At 61.8% G+C, this 25521-nt stretch carries 25 protein-coding genes and 1 pseudogene; 19 read left to right on the forward strand and 7 right to left on the reverse strand.

Features of this window, described 5'->3' with window-relative positions:
- Positions 1 to 10: 10 nt before the first annotated feature.
- The 6 genes from P3T17_RS12765 to P3T17_RS12790 all read left to right on the forward strand — a co-directional run bounded on the left by P3T17_RS12765 (position 11) and on the right by P3T17_RS12790 (position 5387).
- Positions 11 to 484 (forward strand): DUF2244 domain-containing protein, encoded by a 474-nt coding sequence (locus P3T17_RS12765; RefSeq protein ID WP_074263260.1) that lies wholly within the window; start codon positions 11 to 13, stop codon positions 482 to 484.
- Positions 485 to 550: 66 nt separating this feature from the next.
- The gene (gene coxB / locus P3T17_RS12770; RefSeq protein ID WP_429407026.1) at positions 551 to 2230 is read left to right on the forward strand and encodes a cytochrome c oxidase subunit II; all 1680 of its coding nucleotides are present in this window, start codon (positions 551 to 553) and stop codon (positions 2228 to 2230) included.
- Positions 2231 to 2274: 44 nt separating this feature from the next.
- Positions 2275 to 3891: a cytochrome c oxidase subunit I gene (gene ctaD, locus P3T17_RS12775; RefSeq protein ID WP_074263262.1), complete on the forward strand. Its 1617-nt coding sequence runs from the start codon at positions 2275 to 2277 to the stop codon at positions 3889 to 3891.
- Positions 3892 to 4003: 112 nt separating this feature from the next.
- On the forward strand, positions 4004 to 4138 hold the full coding sequence (locus P3T17_RS12780) for a cytochrome oxidase small assembly protein (RefSeq protein ID WP_217272797.1): 135 nt from the start codon (positions 4004 to 4006) through the stop codon (positions 4136 to 4138).
- A gap of 37 nt (positions 4139 to 4175) precedes the next feature.
- Positions 4176 to 4400 (forward strand): DUF2970 domain-containing protein, encoded by a 225-nt coding sequence (locus tag P3T17_RS12785; protein WP_074263263.1) that lies wholly within the window; start codon positions 4176 to 4178, stop codon positions 4398 to 4400.
- Between the two features lie 129 nt (positions 4401 to 4529).
- Positions 4530 to 5387 carry a cytochrome c oxidase subunit 3 gene (locus P3T17_RS12790; RefSeq protein ID WP_074263264.1) on the forward strand — a complete coding sequence of 286 codons (858 nt, stop codon included), beginning with the start codon at positions 4530 to 4532 and terminating at the stop codon, positions 5385 to 5387.
- A 212-nt stretch (positions 5388 to 5599) separates the two neighbouring features.
- On the opposite strand, the gene P3T17_RS12795 is transcribed toward P3T17_RS12790, so the two are convergent.
- Entirely contained in the window at positions 5600 to 5809 is a 210-nt protein-coding gene (locus P3T17_RS12795) for a twin transmembrane helix small protein (RefSeq protein ID WP_074263265.1), read from the reverse strand.
- 87 nt (positions 5810 to 5896) lie between these two features.
- Between P3T17_RS12795 and P3T17_RS12800 the strand changes: the two genes are divergently transcribed.
- The 6 genes from P3T17_RS12800 (at position 5897) to P3T17_RS12825 (ending at position 11074) form a co-directional block, all read left to right on the forward strand.
- Entirely contained in the window at positions 5897 to 6613 is a 717-nt protein-coding gene (locus P3T17_RS12800; protein WP_429407028.1) for an SURF1 family protein, read from the forward strand.
- An 82-nt stretch (positions 6614 to 6695) separates the two neighbouring features.
- Positions 6696 to 7361, forward strand: coding sequence for an SCO family protein (locus P3T17_RS12805; RefSeq protein WP_429407030.1), 666 nt, complete (start codon positions 6696 to 6698; stop codon positions 7359 to 7361).
- Between the two features lie 90 nt (positions 7362 to 7451).
- The gene (locus P3T17_RS12810) at positions 7452 to 8561 is read left to right on the forward strand and encodes a COX15/CtaA family protein (RefSeq protein WP_429407032.1); all 1110 of its coding nucleotides are present in this window, start codon (positions 7452 to 7454) and stop codon (positions 8559 to 8561) included.
- A gap of 6 nt (positions 8562 to 8567) precedes the next feature.
- Positions 8568 to 9473: a heme o synthase gene (gene cyoE / locus P3T17_RS12815; RefSeq protein WP_074263268.1), complete on the forward strand. Its 906-nt coding sequence runs from the start codon at positions 8568 to 8570 to the stop codon at positions 9471 to 9473.
- A 4-nt stretch (positions 9474 to 9477) separates the two neighbouring features.
- Complete coding sequence (locus P3T17_RS12820; protein ID WP_429407035.1) at positions 9478 to 10095, forward strand: SCO family protein; 618 nt, start codon at positions 9478 to 9480, stop codon at positions 10093 to 10095.
- Positions 10096 to 10261: 166 nt separating this feature from the next.
- Complete coding sequence (locus P3T17_RS12825) at positions 10262 to 11074, forward strand: MetQ/NlpA family ABC transporter substrate-binding protein (protein WP_429407037.1); 813 nt, start codon at positions 10262 to 10264, stop codon at positions 11072 to 11074.
- Positions 11075 to 11183: 109 nt separating this feature from the next.
- Here the strand turns inward: P3T17_RS12825 and P3T17_RS12830 are convergent, their stop codons facing one another.
- Entirely contained in the window at positions 11184 to 12110 is a 927-nt protein-coding gene (locus tag P3T17_RS12830; protein ID WP_429286755.1) for a bifunctional helix-turn-helix transcriptional regulator/GNAT family N-acetyltransferase, read from the reverse strand.
- A 388-nt stretch (positions 12111 to 12498) separates the two neighbouring features.
- Between P3T17_RS12830 and P3T17_RS12835 the strand changes: the two genes are divergently transcribed.
- The 5 genes from P3T17_RS12835 (at position 12499) to nagE (ending at position 19888) form a co-directional block, all read left to right on the forward strand.
- Complete coding sequence (locus P3T17_RS12835; protein WP_074263272.1) at positions 12499 to 13233, forward strand: GntR family transcriptional regulator; 735 nt, start codon at positions 12499 to 12501, stop codon at positions 13231 to 13233.
- Positions 13234 to 13317: 84 nt separating this feature from the next.
- Positions 13318 to 14421: an N-acetylglucosamine-6-phosphate deacetylase gene (gene nagA / locus P3T17_RS12840; RefSeq protein ID WP_074263273.1), complete on the forward strand. Its 1104-nt coding sequence runs from the start codon at positions 13318 to 13320 to the stop codon at positions 14419 to 14421.
- Entirely contained in the window at positions 14414 to 15421 is a 1008-nt protein-coding gene (locus P3T17_RS12845; protein WP_429407214.1) for an SIS domain-containing protein, read from the forward strand. Before nagA ends, P3T17_RS12845 begins: the two co-directional genes overlap by 8 nt.
- Positions 15422 to 15460: 39 nt before the next feature.
- Positions 15461 to 18019 carry a phosphoenolpyruvate--protein phosphotransferase gene (gene ptsP / locus P3T17_RS12850; protein WP_429407039.1) on the forward strand — a complete coding sequence of 853 codons (2559 nt, stop codon included), beginning with the start codon at positions 15461 to 15463 and terminating at the stop codon, positions 18017 to 18019.
- 84 nt (positions 18020 to 18103) lie between these two features.
- The gene (nagE, locus tag P3T17_RS12855) at positions 18104 to 19888 is read left to right on the forward strand and encodes an N-acetylglucosamine-specific PTS transporter subunit IIBC (RefSeq protein ID WP_429407041.1); all 1785 of its coding nucleotides are present in this window, start codon (positions 18104 to 18106) and stop codon (positions 19886 to 19888) included.
- A 142-nt stretch (positions 19889 to 20030) separates the two neighbouring features.
- Here nagE and cydX read toward each other — a convergent pair whose 3' ends face one another.
- From cydX to rpoH, 5 genes are all read right to left on the reverse strand, one after another.
- Positions 20031 to 20150, reverse strand: a complete 120-nt coding sequence (cydX, locus tag P3T17_RS12860; protein ID WP_074263277.1) for a cytochrome bd-I oxidase subunit CydX — start codon at positions 20148 to 20150, stop codon at positions 20031 to 20033.
- Between the two features lie 57 nt (positions 20151 to 20207).
- The gene (gene cydB, locus P3T17_RS12865; RefSeq protein ID WP_429407043.1) at positions 20208 to 21344 is read right to left on the reverse strand and encodes a cytochrome d ubiquinol oxidase subunit II; all 1137 of its coding nucleotides are present in this window, start codon (positions 21342 to 21344) and stop codon (positions 20208 to 20210) included.
- A gap of 53 nt (positions 21345 to 21397) precedes the next feature.
- The gene (locus tag P3T17_RS12870) at positions 21398 to 22996 is read right to left on the reverse strand and encodes a cytochrome ubiquinol oxidase subunit I (RefSeq protein WP_429407045.1); all 1599 of its coding nucleotides are present in this window, start codon (positions 22994 to 22996) and stop codon (positions 21398 to 21400) included.
- Positions 22986 to 23246, reverse strand: a complete 261-nt coding sequence (cydP, locus tag P3T17_RS12875; protein ID WP_074263280.1) for a cytochrome oxidase putative small subunit CydP — start codon at positions 23244 to 23246, stop codon at positions 22986 to 22988. The genes P3T17_RS12870 and cydP overlap by 11 nt, the downstream gene beginning before the upstream one ends.
- 303 nt (positions 23247 to 23549) lie before the next feature.
- Complete coding sequence (gene rpoH / locus P3T17_RS12880; protein ID WP_074263281.1) at positions 23550 to 24485, reverse strand: RNA polymerase sigma factor RpoH; 936 nt, start codon at positions 24483 to 24485, stop codon at positions 23550 to 23552.
- A 411-nt stretch (positions 24486 to 24896) separates the two neighbouring features.
- On the opposite strand from rpoH, the pseudogene P3T17_RS12885 reads away from it, so the two are divergent.
- Together P3T17_RS12885 and P3T17_RS12890 are read left to right on the forward strand one after the other, a co-directional pair.
- A pseudogene (locus tag P3T17_RS12885) lies at positions 24897 to 25036 on the forward strand (acyloxyacyl hydrolase); the annotation flags it as partial.
- Between the two features lie 43 nt (positions 25037 to 25079).
- Complete coding sequence (locus P3T17_RS12890) at positions 25080 to 25466, forward strand: nuclear transport factor 2 family protein (RefSeq protein WP_074263282.1); 387 nt, start codon at positions 25080 to 25082, stop codon at positions 25464 to 25466.
- Positions 25467 to 25521: the final 55 nt, after the last annotated feature.

Consider the following 25521-nt stretch of genomic DNA (forward strand, 5'->3'; position numbering starts at 1 on the left):
GGAGACAGCGATGGCGTCATCTGATCTGCTGGTGGAGTCGGAACCGGTCCTCAAAGACTGGACGATGAAACGCAACTGTTCGGTGTCGCCCAGGCAGTTCGTATGGTTCTATGTGTCGCTTGCGGTGTTTTCGTTGCTGATTGCTTTCATGCTGGATCTGATCGGCGCCTGGCTGGTGCTGCCGTTCACCGGCATCGAGTTGGTGGCGGTCGGTATCGCTTTTGCAATTTACGCACGTCATGCTGTGGATTACGAACGCATCAGGCTGTTTCCGAACCGGCTGGTAATCGAGCGGGTAAGCGCGGAGCAGGTCACGCAGTTCGAATTCAATCCACGCTGGGTGCGGATCGAGCCGGGCGCAACGCCGCGTGACCACATCAAACTGGTTTCGCGTGGCCAGACGATCATGATCGGGCAACACCTCGCGCAGTATCGGCGCGCGCAATTTGCAGGTGAATTGCGCATGTGGCTCAGGCGTTGTTAGACGCATTGAGGCTCGCGCCGTTCAGGAGGAGCGCGAGGCAGCCTTCCAGCGGGGTCGAGGGTTTGAATGGAAAATTTGGGTAAGGAATCTATGAAAACAATCAAGCGAGCCCTGATGGGCGGGCTGGCGCTTACCGGGATGTTCTTTGCCGGTGCCGCGCTGGCAGTGGGTGACAGTCCTGGCGGCCCCGCCGTCAACGAGATCAACCTCCAGCCGCCTGCAACCGCTATCGCTGAGGAGCTCTATCACCTCCACACGTTCATGCTGATCCTCTGTACGGTGATCTTCATTGGCGTGTTCGGCGTGATGTTCTATTCGGTCTTTGCTCACCGCAAGTCGAAAGGCCACAAGGCCGCCCATTTCCACGAAAGCACCACCGTTGAAATCATCTGGACGATTGTCCCGTTTGTCATCGTCGTGCTGATGGCGTTGCCCGCCACCAAGACGGTCATCGCGATGAAGGACACCACCAACTCCGACCTCACCGTGAAGGTGACCGGGTATCAGTGGAAGTGGAACTACGACTACGTGAAGGGTCCGGGCGAAGGCATCAACTTCTTCTCCACGTTGACCACGCCGCGTGCCGAGGTCGACGGCGAACAGGCCAAGACCGATACCTATCTGCAGGAAGTCGACAACCCGCTCGTGGTGCCGGTCGACAAGAAGATCCGCATCATCACCACCGCCAACGACGTGGTCCACTCCTGGTACGTGCCGGCCTTCGGCGTGAAGCAGGATGCGATTCCGGGCTTCGTACGCGATACGTGGTTCAAGGCTGACAAGGTTGGTACCTTCCGCGGCTTCTGTACGGAGCTGTGCGGCAAGGAACATGCGTTCATGCCGGTCGTCGTCGAAGTGCTTTCGGCTGACGACTATGCGAAGTGGGTTGCCGACCAGCAGAAGAAAATGGCCGCCGGCGCTGACGATCCGAACAAGACCTATACCCTCGCTGAATTGATGGAGCGTGGCGGCAAGGTCTATGCGGCGAACTGCGCGGTCTGTCACCAGCCGACCGGCAAGGGCGGCGGCGCGTTCCCGGCGCTCGACGGCAGCAAGGTCGCCAATGGCCCGATTGCCCAACACGTGAGCATCGTGCTGAAGGGCAAGAACGTGATGCCGTCGTGGGGACCTACCCTGAACGACGTCGAAATCGCATCGGTCATCACGTTTGAGCGCAACTCGTGGGGCAACCATACAGGCGACATTCTGCAGCCGAAGCAGGTTGCGGATGCGCGCAATGGCAAGCTGCCTGAAGGTGGGGACCACCTCGCGGGCGCGGCAGCAGGCGCCAGCGGTGCAGCCGCCGCTAGCGGCGCCGACGCAGCATCGGGCGCTGCAGCGGCATCCGGCGGCGACGCCGCGTCAGGCGCAGCAGGTGCGGCCCCGGCCTCCAGCGGTTCGGATAGCGCAGCAGCATCGCAGCCGCAGGCGGCCCTTCCGGCCAACGTCTACTTCGAGACCGGCAAGAGCACGCTGCCGGGCGACGCGCAGGCAGCAGTCGCGGCGGCTGCGGATTACGCGAAGGCGCATCCGGATGCCAAGTTCACTCTGTCAGGCTTTACGGACGCCACCGGTTCGGCCGAGCTCAATGCGAAGCTCGCCAAGAGCCGCGCGGAAGCCGTGCGCGATGCGCTGAAGTCGGCTGGCATCGCTGAAGACCATATTATTTTAAAGAAGCCGGAAACGGTCACGGGCGGCAGCGACCCCAAAGAGGCTCGCCGTGTTCAGATCAGTTCCGCAGCCTGACGTGTTCATGGTCAGCACCGCAGTATTCGCTTTAGGAGATTGTCATGTCTAGCGTTGGACACGATGTAGTCGCGGGCCACGAGCACGTACACGGTGATCCGCATGCGCATGGGACGCCGCATGGCTGGCGTCGCTGGCTGTATGCCACCAACCACAAGGATATCGGTACGCTGTACCTGATCTTCTCGTTCACCATGTTCCTCTCCGGGGGCGTGATGGCGCTGATGATCCGTGCCGAGCTGTTCGAGCCGGGCCTGCAGATCATGCGCCCCGAGTTCTTCAACCAGTTGACCACCATGCACGGCCTGATCATGGTGTTCGGCGCGATCATGCCGGCCTTCGTCGGTTTCGCGAACTGGATGGTGCCGCTGCAGATCGGCGCATCGGACATGGCCTTCGCGCGGATGAACAACTTCAGCTTCTGGCTGCTGCCGGTTGCCGCCGTGCTGCTGGTGGGCTCGTTCTTCGCGCCGGGTGGTGCAACGGCTGCGGGCTGGACGCTGTACGCGCCGCTTTCCACGCAGATGGGACCGGGCATGGACTTCGCGATTTTCGCGGTCCACTTGATGGGTGCCTCGTCGATCATGGGCGGCATCAACATCGTCGTGACGATCCTGAACATGCGCGCGCCGGGTCTGACGCTGATGAAGATGCCGATGTTCGTCTGGACGTGGCTCATCACCGCTTACCTGCTGATTGCCGTGATGCCGGTTCTGGCAGGGGCGATCACCATGCTGCTGTTCGATCGCCACTTCGGCACCTCGTTCTTCAACGCAGCTGGCGGCGGCGATCCGGTGATGTACCAGCATATCTTCTGGTTCTTCGGGCACCCCGAGGTGTACATCATGATCTTGCCGGCGTTCGGGATCGTGTCGCAGGTGATCCCGGCGTTCTCGCGCAAGCCGCTGTTCGGCTATAGCTCGATGGTGTACGCCACGTCGTCGATCGCAATCCTGTCGTTCATGGTCTGGGCGCACCACATGTTCGCCACCGGCATGCCGGTGACGGGCCAGTTGTTCTTCATGTACGCCACGATGCTGATCGCTGTGCCGACGGGCGTGAAGGTGTTCAACTGGGTTGCCACGATGTGGCGCGGTTCGCTGACGTTCGAAACCCCGATGCTGTTTGCGGTGGGCTTCCTGTTCGTGTTCACGTTCGGTGGTCTGACGGGCCTGATGCTCGCCATGGCGCCGCTCGACATCCAGTATCACGGCACTTATTTTGTGGTGGCCCACTTCCACTACGTGCTGGTGGCGGGCTCGCTGTTCGGGCTCTTCTCCGGCTGGTACTACTGGTCGCCGAAGTGGACCGGCTGGATGTATAACGAGACGCGCGGCAAGATCCACTTCTGGGGCTCGATGATCTTCTTCAACCTCGCGTTCCTGCCGATGCACTTCGTGGGTCTCGCAGGCATGCCGCGTCGTTACGCCGACTACCCCGCGCAGTTCACCGACTGGAACCAGGTCATCACAATCGGTGCGTTCGGCTTCGGCCTGACCCAGGTGTACTTCCTCTTTGCTGTCGCGCTGCCGGCTTACCGCGGCGGTGGCGAACTCGAGAAGGCCAGCGACAAGCCGTGGGACGGCGCCACGGGCCTCGAATGGACCGTGCCGAGCCCGGCTCCGTTCCACACGTTCGAACATCCGCCGACGGTCGAGTAAGCCGAACGGCGTTCCCGGTCCCGGCGCAAGCCGGACCGGGTGCAGCGAAGCGGTAGAGTCGTAGCGTGGTAGAGCGGTGTTCCTTATCAGTGATGTGTCGAGAAACTCCAGCATGACCCGGAATCCCATACAAAGACGTACGCCCGAGCAAATCCGCGCGGGCAACTTGCGGCTCGGTTTGATCATGTTCGCTATAGCCGCCGCGTTTTTCGTGGGTATCTTCGTCAAGCGGAGCTTCTTCTCCTGAAGACGATCGTTGTCGTAGGCGAAGGAAGATGACGGTAATGAGCGACAACGGCGGTAAACGCGACGGCAGCAGCACTGGAAAGAGCAGCTTTGGGCAGTCGATGAAGGCTGTTTTCTGGGCGTTTTTCGGCGTGCGCAAGCGGCGCGATCTGGAATCGGACGCAGCGCAGCTCAACCCCTTGCACGTGCTGGCAGCCGCCTTGATTGGCGCGGCCATCTTTATCGCCATACTGATTTTCGTCGTCCGTGCGGTGGTGGGGTAAGTCGGCAACACCGGGCCAAAGATGGCTCCGAAATTAGAGTGAAGCGATGCGGTATCGACGCATCGCCGAAGAGACAGCCGGACTAAACCGGGTCAAGCGGAACAACTGGACTGAAGTGGAGAATCAAGAATGAGCGGTCAAAACGAGAGCCCGTACTACTTCGTACCGCATCCGTCGCGGCATCCGATCAGCGCGGCCATCGGGCTGCTGGTCATGCTGTCATCGCTTGCGGCGTGGATCAACGGCGAGAGCTGGGCGCCTCTGACGGTGCTCGCTGGCTTGCTGTGGTTGCTCTACACGTTGTGGCACTGGTTCGGCGACGCGATCTCCGAGTCCGAAGGCGGCATGTACGGCAAGAACGTCGACAAGTCGTACCGCTGGAGCATGAGCTGGTTCATCTTCTCCGAAGTCATGTTCTTTGGCGCATTTTTCGGCGCACTGTTTTACGCTCGCGAAATTGCCTTGCATCAACTGGGCAGCCTCGACTACAAGCTGATCTGGCCGGATTTCTCGGCTGTGTGGCCGAACAACGGTCCGGCAGCGCTGGTGTCGAATTTCAAGTCGATGCAACCGTGGCCGGTGCCGACCATCAACACGGCGCTGCTGCTCTCGTCGGGCGCGACGCTGACCGTGGCTCACCATGCGCTGCGTGAGAACCATCGCAACAAGACGATCGCCTGGCTGGCCGCGACTGTCCTGCTGGGTCTGTGCTTCCTGTTCCTGCAGGGCTTCGAGTACTACCACGCGTATAACGAACTGAACCTGACGCTGTCTTCCGGCGTGTATGGCTCGACCTTCTTCCTGCTGACCGGTTTCCACGGCTTTCACGTGTTCCTCGGCGGCACGATGCTGACGGTCGTACTGGTGCGCGTGATTCGCGGCCACTTCACGGCGGATCACCACTTCGCGTTCGAAGGCGCGGCCTGGTACTGGCACTTTGTGGACGTGGTGTGGCTCGGGCTGTACGTTGTCGTGTACTGGCTGTAAAGCTTGCCGGCCCGCGCGTAGTATTTTTTACTGGTTTTTTGACACCGGACACGTGGACATTTGAATTGCCGGATTCGCTGCAGATCGCGAAGCCACCGCGTAGTATGCCGGACTGACGCAGCGCCGCCCTCGACCCTGTCAGGGCGGCGTTTTGTTTATGGCGCGGAGTTGTTGCGTGGTACGCGTAGAGGCGAAGTTTGCGCGCACCCGGCCTAGCGGCCGTAAGGAATACCGGTCGACTGAATCCAGCCCATCCAGTGAGCGAACAGGATGAACAGGAACAGCGAGATCGACAGGCCCACGCGGGTGGCCAGCGACCAGACCATGCGTTTCGTCTTGCCCTTGTCGTGCACCATGAAGTACAGCGCCGAGGCCATGCTGGCGATGATCAGGGCAAAGGCGATGGGAACGAGAATGTGCATGAAATCAGCTGAAATTCAGGAGCGCGAAGGCAATATGGCTATTATCGCACCGTGCGTTGCACCGCGTGTACCGTCGGGGCAGGCGCGATGAAGATCCGCTGGTTGCCCGCGCTGCTGATTCTGATCGTCGTGGCGGTGACGGTGCGGCTGGGGTTCTGGCAGCGTGACCGAGCGCATCAGAAAGAGACGCTGCAGGCCCACATCACGCAGTTCGAAAACACGCCGGCCGAGCCGATCAGCAGCGCTCCGCTGGCACTGAAAGACATCGAGTTTCACCGGGTGCGCGCGCGTGGCAGTTTCGTCGCCGACAAGGTGGTCTATCTCGACAATCGCCCGTATAACGATCAACCGGGCTTTTACGTCGTGATGCCCTTTAAACTCGCTGATGGTGGCTACGTGCTGGTCAATCGCGGCTGGTTGCCGCGCAACATCAATGACCGCACCGCGATCGAGCCGTATGTCACGCCGCCGGGGCAGATCGAGATCGAAGGTATTGCGCGGGCCGATGCGACCCGCGCGTTCGAACTAGGGCAGGGCGGATCGGCCCCGCATCAGTCGATCCGGCAGAATCTCGACGTGGGCGCTTATGCCGCGGAGACTGGTCTACCGCTGCAGCCGTTTGTGATCCAGCAGTTGAGCGACGATGGCGACAAGCTCGTGCGCGACTGGCCCGCACCGGATACCGACGTCGAACGCAACTACGGCTATATGCTCCAATGGTGGGGCATGGCCATCGCGGCGGTCGCGTTCGGTTTGTATGCCGCGCGGCGCGCCGCGAAGAAAGAGCACGCGCCCAGCGCGTAAGCTGTGTCTTGCAGATAAATGCATCGCACGCGGCCAGCAGCTTGACCGCTCGCGCCGCGCAATCATTGAAAGAGGTTCGGTAGTGTCGACGCAAACTCCCCGTTCGCCGCAAGCCGGCAAATCCGCTGCTCGTCCTGCGGTCACGCCTGGCCAGCCGCGCGCCAACGGTTCATGGCAACGCGGCCGCTGGATGATGCTGCTGATCGCGCTCGTGTGTGCCGCGCCCGTGATTGGCTCGTACTTCACGTACTACGTCATCAAGCCGACCGGCGGCACCACCAGCTACGGCGCGCTGATCGAACCGCAGCGGCCGATTCCCGATGAACTGGTCGTGACCGGGGAAGACGGCAAGCCGGTGAAGCTCACGTCGCTGCGTGGCAAATGGCTCATGGTTTCGATCGACAACAGCGCGTGCGACAAGGCCTGCGCGACCAAGCTGTATTTCATGCGCCAGATACGCGCAACCCAGGGGCCGGAGCGCGAGCGGGTGGTCGAGGTATGGCTGCGCACAGACGCGGGCAACGTGTCTGACGTGATCCAGAAAGCCTATCCGGACACGCGCAAGCTGATCGCCGATCCGGCCGCACTGGCTTCATGGCTGCCCGTTGACACCGGCACGACGCTGACCGATCACATTTTCGTGGTCGACCCGAACGGCAATCTGATGATGCGTTTCCCGAAAGATCCGAACCCGAGCAAGATCAAGGGCGACATCACGAAGCTGCTGAAGTGGTCGAGCATCGGCTGATGCGGCGTTTTATCGCACGGCCGGGTGTACCTCGAATCGGACGGTCTGTAGCACCATTGGCCGCTATGTTTCCAGCGAGAAGGTAGAGAGATGTTCGTATTGCAACTGGGCCTGATCGGCTTGTGCATTGCGTTGTTGCCGCTGTCCTATATATGGGTCAAGGCCGACGACAATAAATTCCGCAAGCTGGTGTGGGTCACCACTTTCCTGACGCTGGACCTGGTGATGTTCGGCGGCTTCACGCGCCTGACGGACTCCGGTCTCGGCTGTCCTGACTGGCCGGGTTGCTATGGGACGTCCTCGCCGTTTATCGCTCACGCTGCTATCGCCGCCGCTAACCAGGCTATGCCTACCGGGCCTGTCAGTATGACAAAGGCCTGGATCGAAATGATCCACCGCTATTTCGCCATGGCGATCGGCGTGCTGATCGTTGCGCAGATGCTGATCGCCTGGGTCGCGCGCATCAAGCGCCGTCCGCTGCACGTTTCGCCGTGGTGGCCGACGTCGTTGCTGCTGCTGATTCTCGTGCAGGGTGTGTTCGGCGCGTGGACCGTGACGCTCAAACTGCAACCGGTGATCGTGACGACGCACCTGCTGCTAGGCCTCGCCTTGCTCGGTATGCTGGGCTGGCTGGCGGCGCGCCAGACGCCGCTGCCGGCCTATGAGCCCGAGGCCGCGCAGTGGCGCGCGGCGGCGCTCGCGGGGTTGGCACTGCTGGTCGTGCAGATCGCGCTCGGCGGTTGGGTCAGTACGAACTACGCGGTGCTCGCCTGCACAGATTTCCCGACCTGCAACGGTCAATGGATCCCGCCGATGGATTTCGCGCACGGCTTTCACCTATGGCGCGCGCTGGGCATGACGGGCGACGGTGAAATGATCACCCAGGATGCACTGGTGGCGATCCACTGGACCCATCGGACCTTCGCCATCGTCGTGATCGCCTATCTGCTGTGGTTTGCGCTGAAGGTGCGTCGCTTCGAATCGCTGCGGCGGCCCGCTGACGGCGTGCTGCTGGTAGTGCTGATCCAGTTCCTCACGGGCCTCTCCAACATCGTCCTGCAATGGCCGTTGCCGATTGCAGTCGCCCATAACGGGGGCGCCGCGATCCTGCTGCTCCTGCTCGTTATGCTAAACTTTCGAATCGCTTCTAGCCGTCCCGGCCGCGCCGCGTTGCCTGCGCGCGATGCCGCGCCAGCGTGACCCCACATGGACAGCACAACTCTTTCCCAGACCCCCGGTAGCCGGATCTCCCAATACATCGCGCTCACCAAGCCGCGTGTCACGCAGCTTGCTGTGTTCTGCGCTGTCATTGGTATGTTCCTCTCCACGCCCGGTATGGTGCCGTGGACGGTGCTGATCGGCGGCACCGTCGGTATCTGGCTGCTGGCCGGTGCCGCGTTCGCCATCAACTGCCTCGTCGAACAGAAGATCGACGCGAAGATGCGCCGTACGTCGTGGCGCCCGTCTGCCCGCGGCGAAATCACCACCCCACAGATCCTGCTGTTTTCCGCCGTGCTCGGCGGGCTCGGCATGTGGACGCTCTATACGTTCGCCAATCCGTTGACGATGTGGCTCACCATTGCCACTTTCGTCGGCTACGCGGTCGTCTATACGCTGCTGCTCAAGCCTGCTACGCCGCAGAACATCGTGATCGGGGGCGCTTCGGGCGCCATGCCGCCTGCGCTTGGCTGGGCAGCGGTCACGGGGCATGTGCCGGGCGACGCATGGATTCTCGTGCTGATCATCTTTGTCTGGACGCCGCCGCATTTCTGGGCGCTCGCGCTGTATCGCCGCAAGGACTACGAAAGCGCTGGTCTGCCAATGCTGCCGAACACCCACGGCGAACAGTACACGCGGCTGCATATCTTGTTGTACTCGGTGATCCTGTTCGCGGTCGCGCTGATGCCGTTTATCTCGGGCATGAGCGGGATCGTGTATCTGGTGGCGGCGGTGCTGCTCGGTGCCGTGTTCCTCGCCTACGCGTGGAAGATCTATCGGGAGTACTCCGATACGCTCGCGCGTCAGTTGTTCCGTTACTCGATCATCTACCTGTCGCTGCTGTTCGCCGCGCTGTTGATCGATCACTATGCACGTGTCCTGATCGGCGCGTAACACCATGCTCACAAACCGGTTTGCGCGTCTCGCGCGTGCTGCCTTGATGGCCTGTGCGCTCGGCGGCGCGATCCTGGCCTCAGGCTGCGGCAAACCCGCCCCCTCGTTCGAGAGTCTCGACATTACCGGCAACACGCAATTCGGCACGGACTTCTCGTTGCCCGATGCCAGCGGCAAGACGCACACGCTCGAGGACTACAAGGGCAAGGTCGTGGTGCTGTTCTTCGGCTACACGCACTGTCCGGACGTCTGTCCGACGACCATGGCCGAACTCGCGCAGGCACTGCAGCAGTTGGGCCCCACAGACGCGAGCCGCGTCCAGGTGCTGTTCGTCACCGTCGATCCCGATCGCGACACTTCAACCGTGATGTCGCAGTATGTGCCGGCCTTCAATCCGACCTTTGTCGGCTTGCGTCCGGCCGATCAGGCGCAACTCACCAAGGTGACAAAAGACTTCCGCGTGTACTACGCGAAGGTGCCGGGCAAGACGCCGGACAGCTACACGATGGACCATACGGCTGCCAGCTATGTCTTCGATCCGGACGGCAAGCTGCGACTGTTCGCCCGCGATGGCCAGGGTGCCGAACCTTGGGTGCACGACATCAAGCTACTGCTTGGTTAAGGCGTAGGCCCATCTGTCGTCCGTTCGTCCGCATACCCATATGCGATAGCGGTATTTCACTTCTCGCAGAGCCTATGAGACCATTCGCGACCCAGCTGATGGCGCGCGTATTGCGCCGCCAGCCGTTCACCCGAATCTGACATCGATCAGAAATAGCGAGATTTACATGCAGCGCAGAAACATCCTCAAAGCCCTCTCCGCAGTTGTCGCCTCCGCAGCTCTCGTCACAAGCGTCGGCGCTCACGCCGACGACAAGGTCATCAAGGTCGGCACCATCAGCGGTCCCGACGCGCAAATCTGGGCGGTGGTCCAGAAAGTGGCGCAGCGCGAAGGCCTCAACGTGAAGGTCATCGAATTCAACGATTACGTCCAGCCGAACGCCGCTCTCGACGCAGGCGATCTGGACGCCAACAGCTTCCAGCACCAGCCCTACCTCGATAGCCAGGTCAAGCAGCGTGGCTACAAGATCGTCAGCGCGGGCCTGACCTACATTTCCCCGCTCGGCGTCTATTCGAAGAAGTTCAAATCGCTGAAGGACCTGCCGCAAGGTGCGAAGGTTGCAGTACCTAACGATCCGTCCAACGAGAACCGAGCGCTGCTGCTGTTGCAGGCGCAAGGCGTGATCAAGCTGAAGGCTGGTGCCGGCACGAACGGTAACAGCGCTACGCCGCTCGACGTCGCCGAGAATCCGAAGAAAGTGAAGCTCGTTGAACTGGACGCCGCGCAGTTGCCGCGCTCGCTGTCCGACGTGGACGCTGCTGCGATCAACACGAACTACGCGCTTGCCGGCGGCCTGCAGCCGACTAAAGATGCGATCGCGCTCGAGGACATCCATAGCCCGTACGCGAATCTGATCGCTGTGCGCACGCAGGACAAGGACAAGCCGTGGGTTAAAAAGCTGGTCGCGGCTTATCAGTCGGATGACGTGCGCCAGTTCATCAAAACCCAGTTCAAGGGTTCGGTGGTGCCGTCGTTCTAAGCACGCTGCAGCCACGACGAAGCGCCGCAACGCAAAGCGCCATGGGAGACCATGGCGCTTTTTTGTTGGGCTTCGTATTGAGGTTCATATTGCGCTTCGTTCGGCGCACCTACAGATCGCGCTCCCAGCGTTCGACCGTCAACTCATGACCGAAGCGCATCTCCGGCGCCACGTCGGCGCACACAAAACCGGCACGCTCGCAGAGCCGCCGGGATTGTTCGAGCGTCGTGACCGTGGCCAGTGTGAGCCGGGTGTAGCCCGCACGCCTGGCGAAGCGCACACACTCGTCGACCAGTTGCGTGCCGATGCCGAGCCGGCGCATGTCGGGCTCGATATACAGCATCCTGATCCGTGCCACCGTGGCCGATACGCCTGCCACCATCGCCGCGCCGACGATCGCATTGTCTTGTTCGACGATCCAGCACATCTCACGCACCGGATCGTGATGCTGGGTGAAGTCTGCGACGATGCCAGCAAGCAAGCCTTCGAAAGTCTGATCCCAGCCGTGTTCGCTCGCAAACAAGAGGGCTTGCCGGTGCACGAGCCAGCCATATTCGCCTGCGCGCGGCGCCCGTAGCGTCACGACGCCGCGGCGCGGTTGCTCGTCGAGCAGTCGCTCGACGAGCTTCATCGCGCCGATCAACTCTTCCTGCGAGCTTTCCGCGAGGCGTTCCAGTGCCGACATGACTTCTTCGATGGCTGCGACGTCGAGCGGTTCGTAGGCGGCGTACCCCTGGTCGGTGAGCGCGATTAACGACTGCCGCGCGTCGCTCTCCGATGGACGCCGTGTGAGCAGATTGCGGCGTTCGAAGCTGGTGAGCAGGCGGCTTAGATAACCGCTGTCGAGTCCGAGATTGCGCGCCAGCACAGTGGCGGTTTGCGCGCGCCCGCGCGCCAGTTCATGCAGCACACGCACTTCGGTCAGCGAGTACGGGCTCTTTTGCAGACGCTCGTGCAACGCACCGATATGCTTCGTGTAGAAGCGGTTGAAATGGCGGACGGCCTCAACGCGCCGCAGCGCTGCGGAATCGGTCAACGTACGGCTCCCGGAAGTCCTTGAAGGTGTCAGACAACAAACCTATTGGATGACATCCTATCTAAAAACTGCGTAAAAAGCGGTAAAACGTACACTCTAACCGGCCACGGCGATTGGTATTACAAAAGTACGCATGCGAAGTAGCGCGATCCGTTCGGTAGCGAACCAGTGGTTCTCTATAGACCCTCAAGATATCTCGAATACGGGTAAATACCGATCACCGGAAACGCCCGGTAAGCCTGTCGCAATCTGCCGGATTCCCTTTACTGTCAAAGGTTTGACGGCGATCGGACCGGCATGGAACAACTCGATTGACTGGTATTATGGTGGTTATATAATGGGCTCTCTCTTCGAAGCCCACGCTCTTCCTTTCGACCCACCTGAGCCCATGGAAACACGCTGGTCCGCATTGATGCCTGACGCCCGCAACGTCACGCCGCTCTATCTGCAGCTCGCGCGCAACCTGGCGACGGCCATCCACTGTGGCGTCTGGTCGGCGGGTGAGGCGTTACCGTCGGAGCGTACGCTGTCGGATGCGATCGGCGTGTCGCGTATCACCGCACGCAAGGCGATCGAATTGCTGGTTGAACAGGGGCTAATCCGCCGCTCGCCGGGTGCGGGCAGTTTCATTACGCCGCGCGTCGAAGATCCACTGTCGCGGCTCACCGGCTTCACGAAAAAGATGCAGCAGCGGGGCTTTCGTCCCGACTCGGTCTGGCTCGAACGCGGCATTCGCGCCGCGAACCGCGACGAGCTGGTGCACCTCGGCCTGTCGCCGGGTGCAGCGGTGACGAGTCTGCGGCGTCTGCGGCGCGCGGACGGCATCGTGATGGCGGTGGAACATTCGGCGCTGCCGGCCGCGATCGTGCCGGACCCGCAGGCGATCGGCGTGTCGCTGTACAGCTATCTGGAGCAGCGTGGCATGGCAGTCGTGCGCGCGCTGCAGCACTTTCGGGCCGTCAACGCGACGAGCGAGATTGCCTCGCTGATGGACATCGAACCGCGCTCGGCGCTGCTGGTGATCACACGTATCGGCTATAGCGCCGACCAGCGGGCGATTGAATTGACGGACACCTACTGCCGGGACGACTACTACGACTTTGTCGCCGAACTGCGTCAATAAGGACGCAATAACGGCGCGGCCCTCGCGCAACGCTGAACGGCGCGGATCAGAAACGTATCGCACTACGTATTATCAGAGAGACTCATGCTGACCGGAAACATACTCACCACCGATGGGTGGATTCACGGCACGCTCGAATACGAAAACGGCCGTATCACGTCGCTCACAGGTGAGCGGGTCGATCCGTCCACCAACGAAGCGCCCTACATTTTGCCGGGCTTTATCGATCTGCACGTGCATGGCGGCGGCGGCGCCGACGTGATGGAAGCGGGCGACGCGATCGACACGATCACGCGCACGCATGCCCGCTTCGGCACCACGAGCCTCCTTGCCACGACGATGACCGCGCCGCGCGAAGAGCTGATGAACGTGGTAGCAAACCTGGGCGACGTGGCCCGTGTGCGTACGCCGGGTTGCTCGCGCGTGCTCGGCGTGCACCTTGAAGGACCGTATATCAATCCGGGCAAGCTCGGTGCGCAGCCGGACGCCGCTGTGTCCGCAGTGCTCGACGAAGTGTTGAAGTACCTGTCGATTGCGCCGATTCGCGTCGTCACGATCGCGCCGGAAATCTCCGGCCACATGGACATCATTTCCGAAATCGCCGCACGCGGCGTGCGCGTGCAGCTCGGCCATTCGCTCGGCACGTACGACGACGCGGTCGCGGCACTCAAACATGGAGCGTGTGGCTTCACGCACCTGTTCAATGCGATGTCGCCGCTGCATCACCGTAATCCCGGCATGGTCGGCGCGGCGCTGGCGCACGCTGAATTCGCGGAGATCATCCCTGACCTGCTGCACGTTCACCCGGGCGCAATTCGTGCCGCGATGCGGGCGATTCCGCGCGTGTACGTGGTGACCGACAGCACCTCGGCTACCGGCATGCCTGACGGCGAATACCGCCTTGGCAGCCAGCACGTCACCAAGTGTCTGGGCGGCGTGCGTCTTGCCGACGGTACGCTCGCCGGCAGCACCCTGACGATGGATCAGGCGCTGCGCAATCTGGTATCGCTCGGCCTGCCCATGGCCGACGTTTCAAATCGTCTGTCGCGCTATGCCGCCGACTATCTCGGCATTGAAGACCGCGGCCGTCTCGCGCGCGGTGCCTGGGCCGATATCGTCGTGTTCGATCGCGAACTGGCACTGACCGCGACTTACGTCGAAGGAGAATCAATTGTCGAATATGCTTAACGAAGCGCTGGCGTCCGCTGAGGTGGTCGCCGCGCAGCTTGCGGATACGTCGCACGTACAGGCGCTGGCGGCGAGACTCGCTGAACAGCCGCGCCATGTCGCGCTGACGGTCGCACGCGGTAGTTCGGACCACGCGGCGAGTTATTTCGCAAGCCTCACCATGAGCCGCATTGGACTGCCGGTCGCTTCGCTGCCGATGTCCGTGGCGACGCTGCAGCAGGCGCCACTGAAGGTGCGCGATCAGCTTGCTATCGCGTTCTCGCAGTCCGGCAAGAGTCCTGATCTGGTGGGCACGATGGCCGCGCTGCGCGAGGCCGGCGCGCTGACTGTCGCGGCCGTGAACGCGCCGCAATCGCCGCTGGCCGACGCCTGCGAATGGCATCTGCCGCTGGTTGCCGGTCCCGAGTTGAGCGTCGCCGCGACCAAGAGCTATATCGCGATGCTGTCCATTTCCGCGCAACTGGTCGCGCACTGGCAGCAAGACGATGCATTGCTTGGCGCGCTGGGCAGTTTGCCCGAAGCGCTGCAAAGCGCCGGCAGACTCGACTGGAGCAAAGCGGTCGAGGAACTGCGTGGCATCGAGCGCATGATCGTGATCGGCCGTGGTCTTGGCCTCGCAATCGCGCAGGAAGCGGCGCTGAAGCTCAAGGAAACCTCGGGCATCCAGGCCGAAGCGTTTTCGAGTGCCGAAGTGCGTCATGGCCCAATGGAGCTGATCGATCGCGACTATCCGTTGCTCGTGTTCGCCCCGCGCGGACCCGAACAGGCCGGACTCATCCAGCTCGCGCGCGATATGCAGACCCGTGGCGCACGCGTGCTGCTGGCCGCGCCGGAAGATGTGCCGGAAGCTACCTTGCCGCTCGTCACGACGGCCCATGCGGCACTCGATCCGATCGCCGCGATTCTTTCCTTTTACGTGATGGCCGCAGGTCTTGCCGCTGCACGCGGACGCAACCCCGATGCGCCGCGCCATCTGAACAAAGTCACCGAAACCCACTGATCGAGTAATCAGATGCGTCGTGTTGAGGAGTCCGTTTTGATGAGCCCATCCCAAGGCCATATTGTTCTGCTTGCGCCCATGACCGGTCCGGTCGTACCGCTCGCGAACGTGCCCGACCCTGTGTTTTCGGGCGGCATGTTCGGCGACGGTATCGGCGTAGATCCGCTGGTGGGCCAACTCGTCGCGCCGTGCGACGGCGTGGTCACGCATCTCGCGCGCACCGGCCATGCACTGACGCTGGCCACTGCCGATGGCGCGGAGATTCTGCTGCACATCGGCATCGACACGGTCGAGTTGAACGGCCGCGGTTTTACGCCGAAGGTTGTGCAGGGTGCGCATGTGCATACCGGCGATCTGCTGATCGAGTTCGATCAGGACCTGGTGGCATGCAATGCACCGAGTCTCGTGTCGGTGATCGCGGTTGCGAACTCGGACGCGTTCGAGATCGTCGAGCGCGCCGGTGCAGGCATGCTGAAGGCGGGAGAAACCCCGCTGCTGCTGCTGCGTCCGCGCGCCGGTGCGGCAGCGGAAGCTTCGCGCCAGGCCACCAACGTGACCGAAGAAGCGCGTCAGACGGTGACGTTGGTCCACGCAGGCGGTTTGCATGCGCGGCCGGCGGCACGTGCCCGTGAAGCGGCACGTGGTCTCGATGCGCGCGTGGAAGTGCGTTATGAAGGACGCAAGGCGCCGATTGAAAGTGTCGTTGGTTTGCTCGGCCTGGGCGCGGGCGAAGGCGCTACGGTAGAGATTCTAGGTGTAGGTGCGCAAGCGGCGGCGGCCGTGGAAGCAGTCGCGCATGAGTTGCTGCGCGAAGCGCATGGCGAAGCCGAGGAAAAGCCGGCACGCCAAAGCTCCCCGACGCCGCAACCGGTGGCGCAAACAGGTGGCGCGCCACTCGCGCCGAACACGCTTGTTGGCGTGTGCGCGGCGCCTGGCGTTGCGGTCGGCAAGCTGGTGCGATGGGATGACGCGGACCTCGACCCGCCTGAAATTGCGAGCGGCACATCGGCGGCGGAAAGCCGTCTGCTCGACAAGGCGCTGGCCACCGTCGACGCTGAACTGAATTCAACCGTGCGCGATGCCTCGCAGCGCGGTGCGCATGGTGAGGCGGGGATTTTTGCGGTACACCGTGTACTGCTCGAAGATCCGACGTTGCTCGACGCAGCGCGTGATCTGATCAGCCTTGGCAAGAGCGCCGGTTTTGCGTGGCGCGAGTCGATCCGCGCACAGATTGCAGTCCTGACGAAAATCGACGATGCGCTGCTCGCGGAACGCGCAGCGGATCTGCGTGACCTCGAAAAGCGCGTGCTGCGCGCGCTCGGCTACTCGAACAACGCGGCGCGGACGCTGCCGGATGAAGCGGTGCTGGTGGCGGAAGAGTTCACACCGTCCGATCTGTCATCGCTCGATCGCACACGAGTCACCGCGCTCGTGATGGCGCGCGGCGGCGCGACCTCGCACGCCGCAATTCTCGCGCGGCAGAGCGGCATTCCCGCGCTCGTCGCCGTGGGCGATGGGCTGCATGCGATTCCTGAAGGCACCCAGGTTGTGGTCGACGCTACCACGGGGCGAATCGAATTCGCACCGACCGCGCTTGACGTCGAGCGTGCCCGCGTAGAACGTACGCGCCTCGCTGACGTACGCGAAGCGAACCGCCGCACGTCGCAACAGGCGGCGATGACCGCGGATGGACGCGCTATCGAAGTGGCTGCGAATATCGCCACGCTCGAAGATGCGAAGACAGCAGTCGAAAACGGTGCCGACGCAGTCGGCCTGCTGCGTACCGAGCTGCTGTTCATTCACCGTGCGTCCGCACCAACGGTAGACGAGCATCGTCAAAGCTATCAGTCGATTGCCGACGCACTGAACGGGCGCACCGCGATCATTCGCACGCTCGATGTGGGCGCGGACAAGGAAGTCGACTATCTGACGCTGCCGCCCGAACCGAACCCGGCGCTGGGTCTGCGCGGCATCCGTCTCGCGCAGGTGCGCCCGGACCTGCTCGACGACCAGCTGCGCGGCCTGCTGGCGGTGCAGCCGCTCGGTGCCGTGCGCATCCTGCTGCCGATGGTGACCGACGTAGGCGAGCTGATCCATCTGCGCAAGCGCATCGACGACTTCGCCCGCGAGCTTGGCCGTACCGATCCGATCGAAGTTGGCGTGATGATCGAAGTACCGTCGGCCGCGCTGCTGGCCGATCAACTGTCGAAACACGCGGACTTCCTGTCGATCGGCACCAACGATCTGACCCAGTACACGCTGGCGATGGATCGCTGCCAGGCCGACCTCGCCGCCCAGGCTGACGGTCTGCATCCGGCGGTGCTGCGTCTGGTCGCAGCTACCGTGCAGGGCGCGAACAAGCATGGCAAATGGGTGGGCGTGTGCGGCGCATTGGCGGGCGATCCGCTGGCCGTGCCGCTGCTCGTCGGCCTGGGCGTGACCGAACTATCCGTGGATCCGGTTTCGGTGCCGGGCATCAAGGCGCGAGTGCGCAACCTCAATTATCAGCTGTGCCAACAACGCGCCCAGGATGTCCTGGCGCTGGAATCGGCGCAGGCGGTAAGAGCAGTGAGCCGCGAAACCTGGCCGCTGGACTGAACCCTGCATGGTCCACGGCGGAATTTCGCTCAACAACCATGTAAAGCAACGACTCGACGAAGAGACGAAGGATTGGAGATATAGATGGACGGGAATCCGTTTTTGAAGGTGCAGCGACTCGGCCGCGCGCTGATGCTGCCGATTGCAGTGCTGCCGGTCGCAGGGCTGTTGCTGCGACTCGGTCAGAGTGACGTACTGAACATCAAGATGATCGCCGACGCTGGCGGCGCGATTTTCGACAACCTGCCGCTGCTGTTTGCAATCGGCGTGGCAGTCGGCTTCGCGAAGGACAACAACGGCGTGGCGGCGCTCGCGGGCGCGATCGGTTATCTGGTCGAAACCGTGGTGATGAAGGACATCAACGACAAGCTCAATATGGGTGTGCTGTCGGGGATTATCGCGGGTATCGTCGCCGGCATGCTGTACAACAAGTACAAGGACATCAAGCTGCCCGATTACCTCGCGTTCTTCGGAGGGAAACGCTTTGTGCCGATTGTCACGGGGGTGACCTGTCTGGTGATAGGCATTGTGCTCGGCTACGTGTGGCAACCGGTGCAAGCCGCGATCGATATCGCCGGCCACTGGTTGACCACGGCGGGTGCGATCGGAGCCTTCGTGTTCGGCGTACTGAACCGCTTGCTGCTGGTGACGGGGCTGCACCACATCCTGAACTCGCTGACGTGGTTCGTGTTCGGCTCCTTCACGCCGCCGGGCGGCGGTGCCGCAGTGACGGGCGACCTGCATCGTTTCTTCGCGGGCGATCCGACCGCGGGTACTTTCATGACGGGTTTTTTCCCGGTCATGATGTTCGGTCTGCCGGCAGCGTGCCTCGCGATGTATCACGAGGCACCGAAGGAACGCCGTGCGATGGTTTTCGGTCTGCTGGCCTCAATGGCACTGACCTCGCTGCTGACGGGCGTGACCGAGCCGATTGAATTCAGCTTCATGTTCCTCGCACCGGTGCTGTATGTGATTCACGCGCTGCTGACCGGCATTTCGCTGGCTATCTGTTCGGCGCTCGGAATTCACCTCGGCTTCACGTTCTCCGCGGGGCTGATCGACTACATCCTGAACTATGGCCTGTCGACGCGCGGCTGGTGGGCGCTGCCGCTTGGCGTGATCTACGCGGTGGTGTACTACGGTTTGTTCCGCTTCTTTATCCGCAAGTTCAACATGGCCACGCCGGGTCGCGAACCTGCCGGTGCTGACGAGCAGGTGGAGTCGTTCGACAAGGGTGGCTTCGTTGCGCCGGCAGCGGCTGCTACCGCGAGCGCGCCGCGTGCACAGCGTTACATCGCTGCTTTGGGCGGTGCGGCCAATCTGTCTATCGTTGATGCCTGTACGACGCGTCTGCGGTTGTCGGTGGTCGATCCCAGCAAGGTCTCGGAAACGGATCTTAAGACTATCGGTGCGCGTGGTGTGTTGAAGCGCGGTGCAACCAGCGTGCAGGTGATTATCGGACCGGAAGCAGACATCATCGCTGATGAAATCCGGACTGTGATTGCGCAGGGTGGTGGTGTCGAAGCGAAGCCAGCGGTGGCGCCTGCTGCGACAGCTACGGCCGCTGCGCCGGTTGCGGGCTCGCATGGTGGGCCGCTCGATCCTGATCCGGCTCGCTGGCTCGCCGTGTTCGGTGGTGCGACCAACGTCGTTTCGCTGGATGCGATTGCATCGACCCGTCTGCGTGTCGTGGTGAGCGATCCGACTGCGGTGGATCGGCAGCGCCTTGCTGCGCTCGACGTTGCGTGGGTCTCAGCGGATACGTTTCACGTCGTTGTTGGTGAGGCTGCAGGGCGGTATGCGCAGGTATTGTCGGCGCGTTTGCCGGCGGCAGGCGCAACCGGTGGGGCATCGCCGCAACAGGCCTGATGCGTGCGTGTAACGCGGAAGCGGCATCAAGCGTTGCTCTGTTGCGCTGAGTGATGCTGAAACGAAGAACGGCGCCCAAGGGTGCCGTTCTTCGTTTACCGCTGTCCGTGTTTGCGATTCACGCGGGCGCTGTCACTACTACTCAATCTGCCTTGCGCTTCGCTGCCGCCTCTCCCGGACGGTTCGATTCAAGCCACATCACGTTGATAATGCCAAACGAGAGCGCTACGCCAATACCGAGAATCCAGCTGAAATACCACATCATTCGCTCCTATGAGTCCGTTTCAATCCGCTCCGCTGCGTCATGCTAATGAAGGCTTCAATACATCGAATGCCGGTTCTCATCGAGCGCGGCCGCAGTCACCTTGCCGCGCATCACGCGGTACACCCAGCTCGTATAGATCAGGATGATCGGCAAGAAAATGATCACCGCGATCAGCATGATCTGCAGTGTCATCTGGCTTGAGGTCGAGTCCCACACCGTCAGACTGCTGCGTCCATCCAATGACGACGGCATGATGAATGGGAACATCGAAAAGCCAGCCGTCAGGATCACGCCGACGATCATCAGGCCGGTGCAGATGAACACGCTCTTCTCGAAGCGTGACTTCGCGAGCAGCAATGCCAGCACACCGCCCACCACGCCGATTACCGGTGCCGCGACCATCCACGGGTAGGTGGAGTAGTTGGTGAGCCACAGGCCGGGTGCGCCGATCACACTCTTTAGCAACGGGTTGGCGACCGTATCGAACGGCGCCGCGTCGACGATCTGATAACCGCCGATCAACGTCGCCACCAGCACGCCAGCGAGCAGGAACAACGCGACGGCAGCGAGCGACGCAATGCGCAGGGCTACTGAGGCACGCCGCGCAATCACGTCATCCGTTTTCATCTTTACAAATGCGGCGCCGTGCGCGGCCAGCATCGACACGCTGACAAGCCCGCACAACACGGCGAACGGATTCAGCAGTGCGAAGAAACTGCCGTGGTAGGTGACGCGCAGGTCGGTATCGAATGCGAACGGCACACCTTGCAGCAGGTTGCCGAAGGCGACACCGATCACCAGCGCCGGCACGAAGCCGCCGATAAACAGCGCCCAGTCCCACGCGCTACGCCAGCGAGGGTCTTCGCGTTTGCTGCGGTAGTCGAAGCCCACCGGCCGGAAGAACAGCGAGAACAACACCAGTAGCATCGCGAAGTAGAAGCCCGAGAACGAAGCCGCGTAGACGAGCGGCCATGCTGCGAACATCGCGCCGCCTGCGGTGATGAACCAGACCTGGTTGCCTTCCCACGTCGCGCCGACGGTGTTCACAACAATGCGCCGCTCGGAGTCGGTCTTCGCGATGAACGGCAGCAGGATGGCTGTGCCCATATCGAAGCCGTCGGTAACGGCGAAGCCGATCAGCAGGACGCCGATCAGGACCCACCAGATCACTTTGAGGGTTGCGTAATCCATGATGATTTTTCCCTTTTACACAGCTAGGACAGCTTGCGCAGTCTGATGGCCGATCATGCAACAGTGGTACTCAGCGGCTTGGACGGCTGACCCTGTGGCGGCGTCTCATGGTGATACCGTCCCGTATGCAATGACGACGGACCGAGCCGCGCGTACTTGAACATCAGCGTGATTTCGATCACGAACAACGCCGTGTAAAACACCACGAAGCCGCCGATGCTCAGATACAGGTCCGAGGCCGTCAGGCTCGAAGCCGACAGCGCGGTGGGCAGGATGCCTGCAATCGTCCACGGCTGACGCCCCAGTTCGGCGACGATCCAGCCGAATTCCGCCGCAAGCCACGGCAATGGAATCGCCCACACGGCCCAGCGCAGAAACCAGCGGCGCTTATCCAGCAGCAGCGAGCGCTGCGCGCAGAACCAGAATGCGAGCAGGAAGGTCACGAGGAACAGGATGCCGAGGCCAACCATCATGCGGAATGAGAAGAACACCGGCAACACCGGCGGAATCGTCTTCTTCGCCGCCTGGGCGATCTGGTCCGGCGTGGCATCCGTGACGTTGGGCGTGAACTGCTTGAGCATCAGCGCGTAGCCGAGATTGTCCTTGTGCAGCGCGAAGGCGACCTTGGCGTCGTCGGTGGCATTGCCTTGTTTGAGCTGCTGCAGCGCGCCGTACGCAATCATGCCGTCCTTGATGCGCAGCTGGTTTTGCGCGATCAGATCCTTCAGACCGAGCACCGGCTCATCGAGCGAACGCGTTGCGATGATCCCGAGCGCGTATGGAATCCGGATCGCATAGTCGGTCCGCTCTTCCTTCTGGTTCGGGATGCCAAATATCGTGAATGGTGCGGGCGCCGGCGCGGTCTCCCATTCCGATTCAATGGCGGCGAGTTTGACCTGCTGGACTTCGCCGGTGCGGTAGCCGGATTCGTCGCCGAGCACGATCACGCAGACCGTCGATGCGAGGCCGAAGCCCGCCGCTATCGCGAACGAGCGTAGCGCGAATTCCGTGTCGCGCCGCTTGAGCAGGTACCACGACGAGATGCCGAGCACGAACATCGAAGCCGTCACATAGCCGGCGGAAACCGTGTGCACGAACTTCACCTGTGCAACGGGATTGAACAGCACCGCGTAGATGCTCGACAGTTCCATCCGCATGGTTTCGTAGTTGAACTCGGCGCCGACCGGATTGTTCATCCAGCCGTTGGCGACCAGAATCCACAACGCGGACAGGTTCGAACCCAGTGCAACGAGGAAGGTGACGATCAGATGCTGCACCCGTGACAACCGTGGCCAGCCGAAGAAGAACAGGCCGACGAAGGTCGACTCAAGGAAGAACGCCATCAGCCCTTCGACCGCGAGCGGTACGCCGAAGATATCGCCGACGTAATGGGAGTAGTACGACCAGTTGGTGCCGAACTGGAACTCCAGCGTGAGACCGGTGGTGACGCCCATCGCGAAGTTGATGCCGAACAGCTTGCCCCAGAACTGCGTCATGTCCTTGTAGATCTGCTTGCCGGTCATCACGTAGACGGATTCCATGATGACGAGCAGCCAGGACAGTCCGAGCGTAAGGGGTACGAACAAAAAGTGATAAAGCGCCGTCACCGCAAACTGGAGACGCGAGAGGTCGACGACTTCGCTACCGGGCATGTTGATCACCTTGAGACGGATGCGGGGCGGGCGCGGAGAGCAGCGCCTGCGCGACGAGCGCGGGCGGCATGGACATGTTCTCCGCCATGGGATGATTGAAAAACGCGTACTTGAGCACCATCAGGAGTGCAAATTTGATGGCAAGCACGATGGCGATATCTCGCCCGAAGGTCGGTCCGCGTGCCCAGGCGGCGATTCGCGCGCGCAGGGCAGGGCGAGGCGGAGTCCTCTCGTGTAGCGTTATGGTCATGATCGGTCGATGGTTCGACTTCACACCGGTTTACCCGGCCGGATCCAGGCCGCGCAGACGGCTTGGAGAATGCATAACGATATTAAGATAGGGGCTGGCAGCGAGGAAGTTCGCGACTGTGGCATTGGGTCGCGTAGGCATGCCGTCCACGTCACTAATACAAGCAACCTTGCGCTACGTCAAGGAAATGGGGTGGGGTTGGGACGTGGTAAATGAAAAAGCCCCGCCGTCTTACGAGGGCAGGGCTGATGTCTTACAGAGCGCGGACGAGTGTCTGACGGCGCCGAGTGCCGCTATTTTGCGTTAAGCGTACTCGTTCAATGCGCTGCGCATTTTCTTCATGGCGCTCGCCTCGATCTGGCGAATGCGCTCGGCCGACACGCCGAATTCGTCTGCCAGGTCGTGCAGCGTCGAACCACCCGAACCGTCATCCTGCACCTGCAGCCAGCGGGCTTCGATAATCCGGCGGCTGCGTGCGTCCAGCGATTCGAGGGCGCTGGCGATGCCGTCGCTTTGCAACTTGTCGCGCTGACGCGCTGCCAGCACGGCGGTCGGTTCGCTATGCGAATCGGCCAGATAGGCGATCGGCGCGTACGATTCCTCGCCGTCCTCCACCTGACCTTCCAGTGCGATATCGCCACCGGATAGGCGCGTTTCCATCTCGGCCACTTCCTCGCGCTTGACGTTCAGTTCCTTGGCGAGACCTTCGATCTCGTCCGGCGTGAACGCGCCCAAGCCCTGCTTGTGGCTGCGCAGGTTGAAGAACAGCTTGCGCTGCGCCTTGGTGGTGGCGACCTTCACCATGCGCCAGTTGCGCAGGATGTATTCGTGGATCTCGGCCTTGATCCAGTGCATGGCGTACGACACGAGACGCACGTTCTGCTCCGGATCGAAGCGCTTCACGGCCTTCATCAGGCCGATATTGCCTTCCTGGATCAGGTCGGCATGCGGCAGGCCATAGCCCAGATAGTTGCGCGCGATCGACACCACCAGTCGCAAATGCGACAGGACGAGGCGGCGCGCGGACTCCAGGTTACCCTGCTCGCGAAATTCGGTGGCGAACTGTCGTTCCTCCGCCGGCGTCAGCATCGGAATCCGGTTCACGGCCTGGATGTAGGCGTCGATATTGCCCAGTTGACCGGGCAGCAGCGAAGAATGCGAGAGCGCCAGTGCACCTGCCGAAGCGGCCTTAGCCGACGACGGGCTCAGAGTACTCGGAAGGGTCATTGCGTTGCTCACGTAGAAAACTCCTTTGGAATCAGCCAAAAGCTCAGTCGAACTTCGACTCCAGCGTGGATGTTAGCACTCTCAATATCCGAGTGCTAATACTTAGAGTGTGTGGGGGTATCATGGTTCCCGCCTGGCTATCGAAATTTGATTTTCAATAGCATCATACGCTTTCTACGCTTTGACGGGGATGAGCGTAGGATTTGCTCTGGATGGGGGCACCTTGGTGAACTGTCACCAGTTTTCGGCCTTTTCGAGTATTGGTCTGCTGAATTCCGAGTTTCTTCTTATGATTTCTTGCGCCCGTGGCTTTCGGTATATGGGGTGCAGGACCGGCTTTTTCAAGGGCAATTTATGCGCGGTGGGTACCGCGATTGAAGTTGGATCGCGGCCACGCCGCAATGTTCCAGCGTCCCTTCGACAGCTGACGTGGGGGCGGGCTTCGTATGTCGGCAGCAGTGTCTGGCGGTCTACCGGTTTTGGCGTCCTTCGCGAACGGCGGTATCAAAGAGCCCAAACCTGGTATAAATTTCAGCCAGCTATATTTGCAACGTAACTTCTAAGACCGCGGCCGCTGTCGGCCCGTCGAGGCAAAGGGGCTGAGCAATGTCCGCAAAGGTGATCGAGGCGATTCGTGGGCTCGAGCGCGACCGCTTTCGAGCGATGGTCGATGGCAACGGACCGTTGCTCGACTCGCTGCTCTCCGAGACCGTCAGCTATGTCCACACGAATGGCAAACGGGAAACGAAGCGGCAGTTCATCGACGGAATCACAGCGGGGCGCCGTCGTTATCGGCAGATCGAGATCCAGTCACAGGAGGTGCTGCCGGTGGGGCGTGAAACCTGTGTGATCGTCACGGGGCGAGCGCTCATCGAGATGGAGGCGAACAACGGCGCGTTGCTGTTCCCGATTGCCTATACGGCACTGCATGCGCAGGAAGACGGTGAGTGGCGGCTGGTCGCATGGCAGGCAACGCGTTGCGCGATCGAGTGAGGGTGGGCTTCTCTCGCCGGGACGCTGGGTGAGCGACCCGTGCTCGTAGGCGCGG

This window comes from Paraburkholderia sp. GAS82, assembly GCF_050436285.1.
In the GTDB taxonomy this organism is placed as follows: Bacteria; Pseudomonadota; Gammaproteobacteria; order Burkholderiales; family Burkholderiaceae; genus Paraburkholderia; species Paraburkholderia phenazinium_B.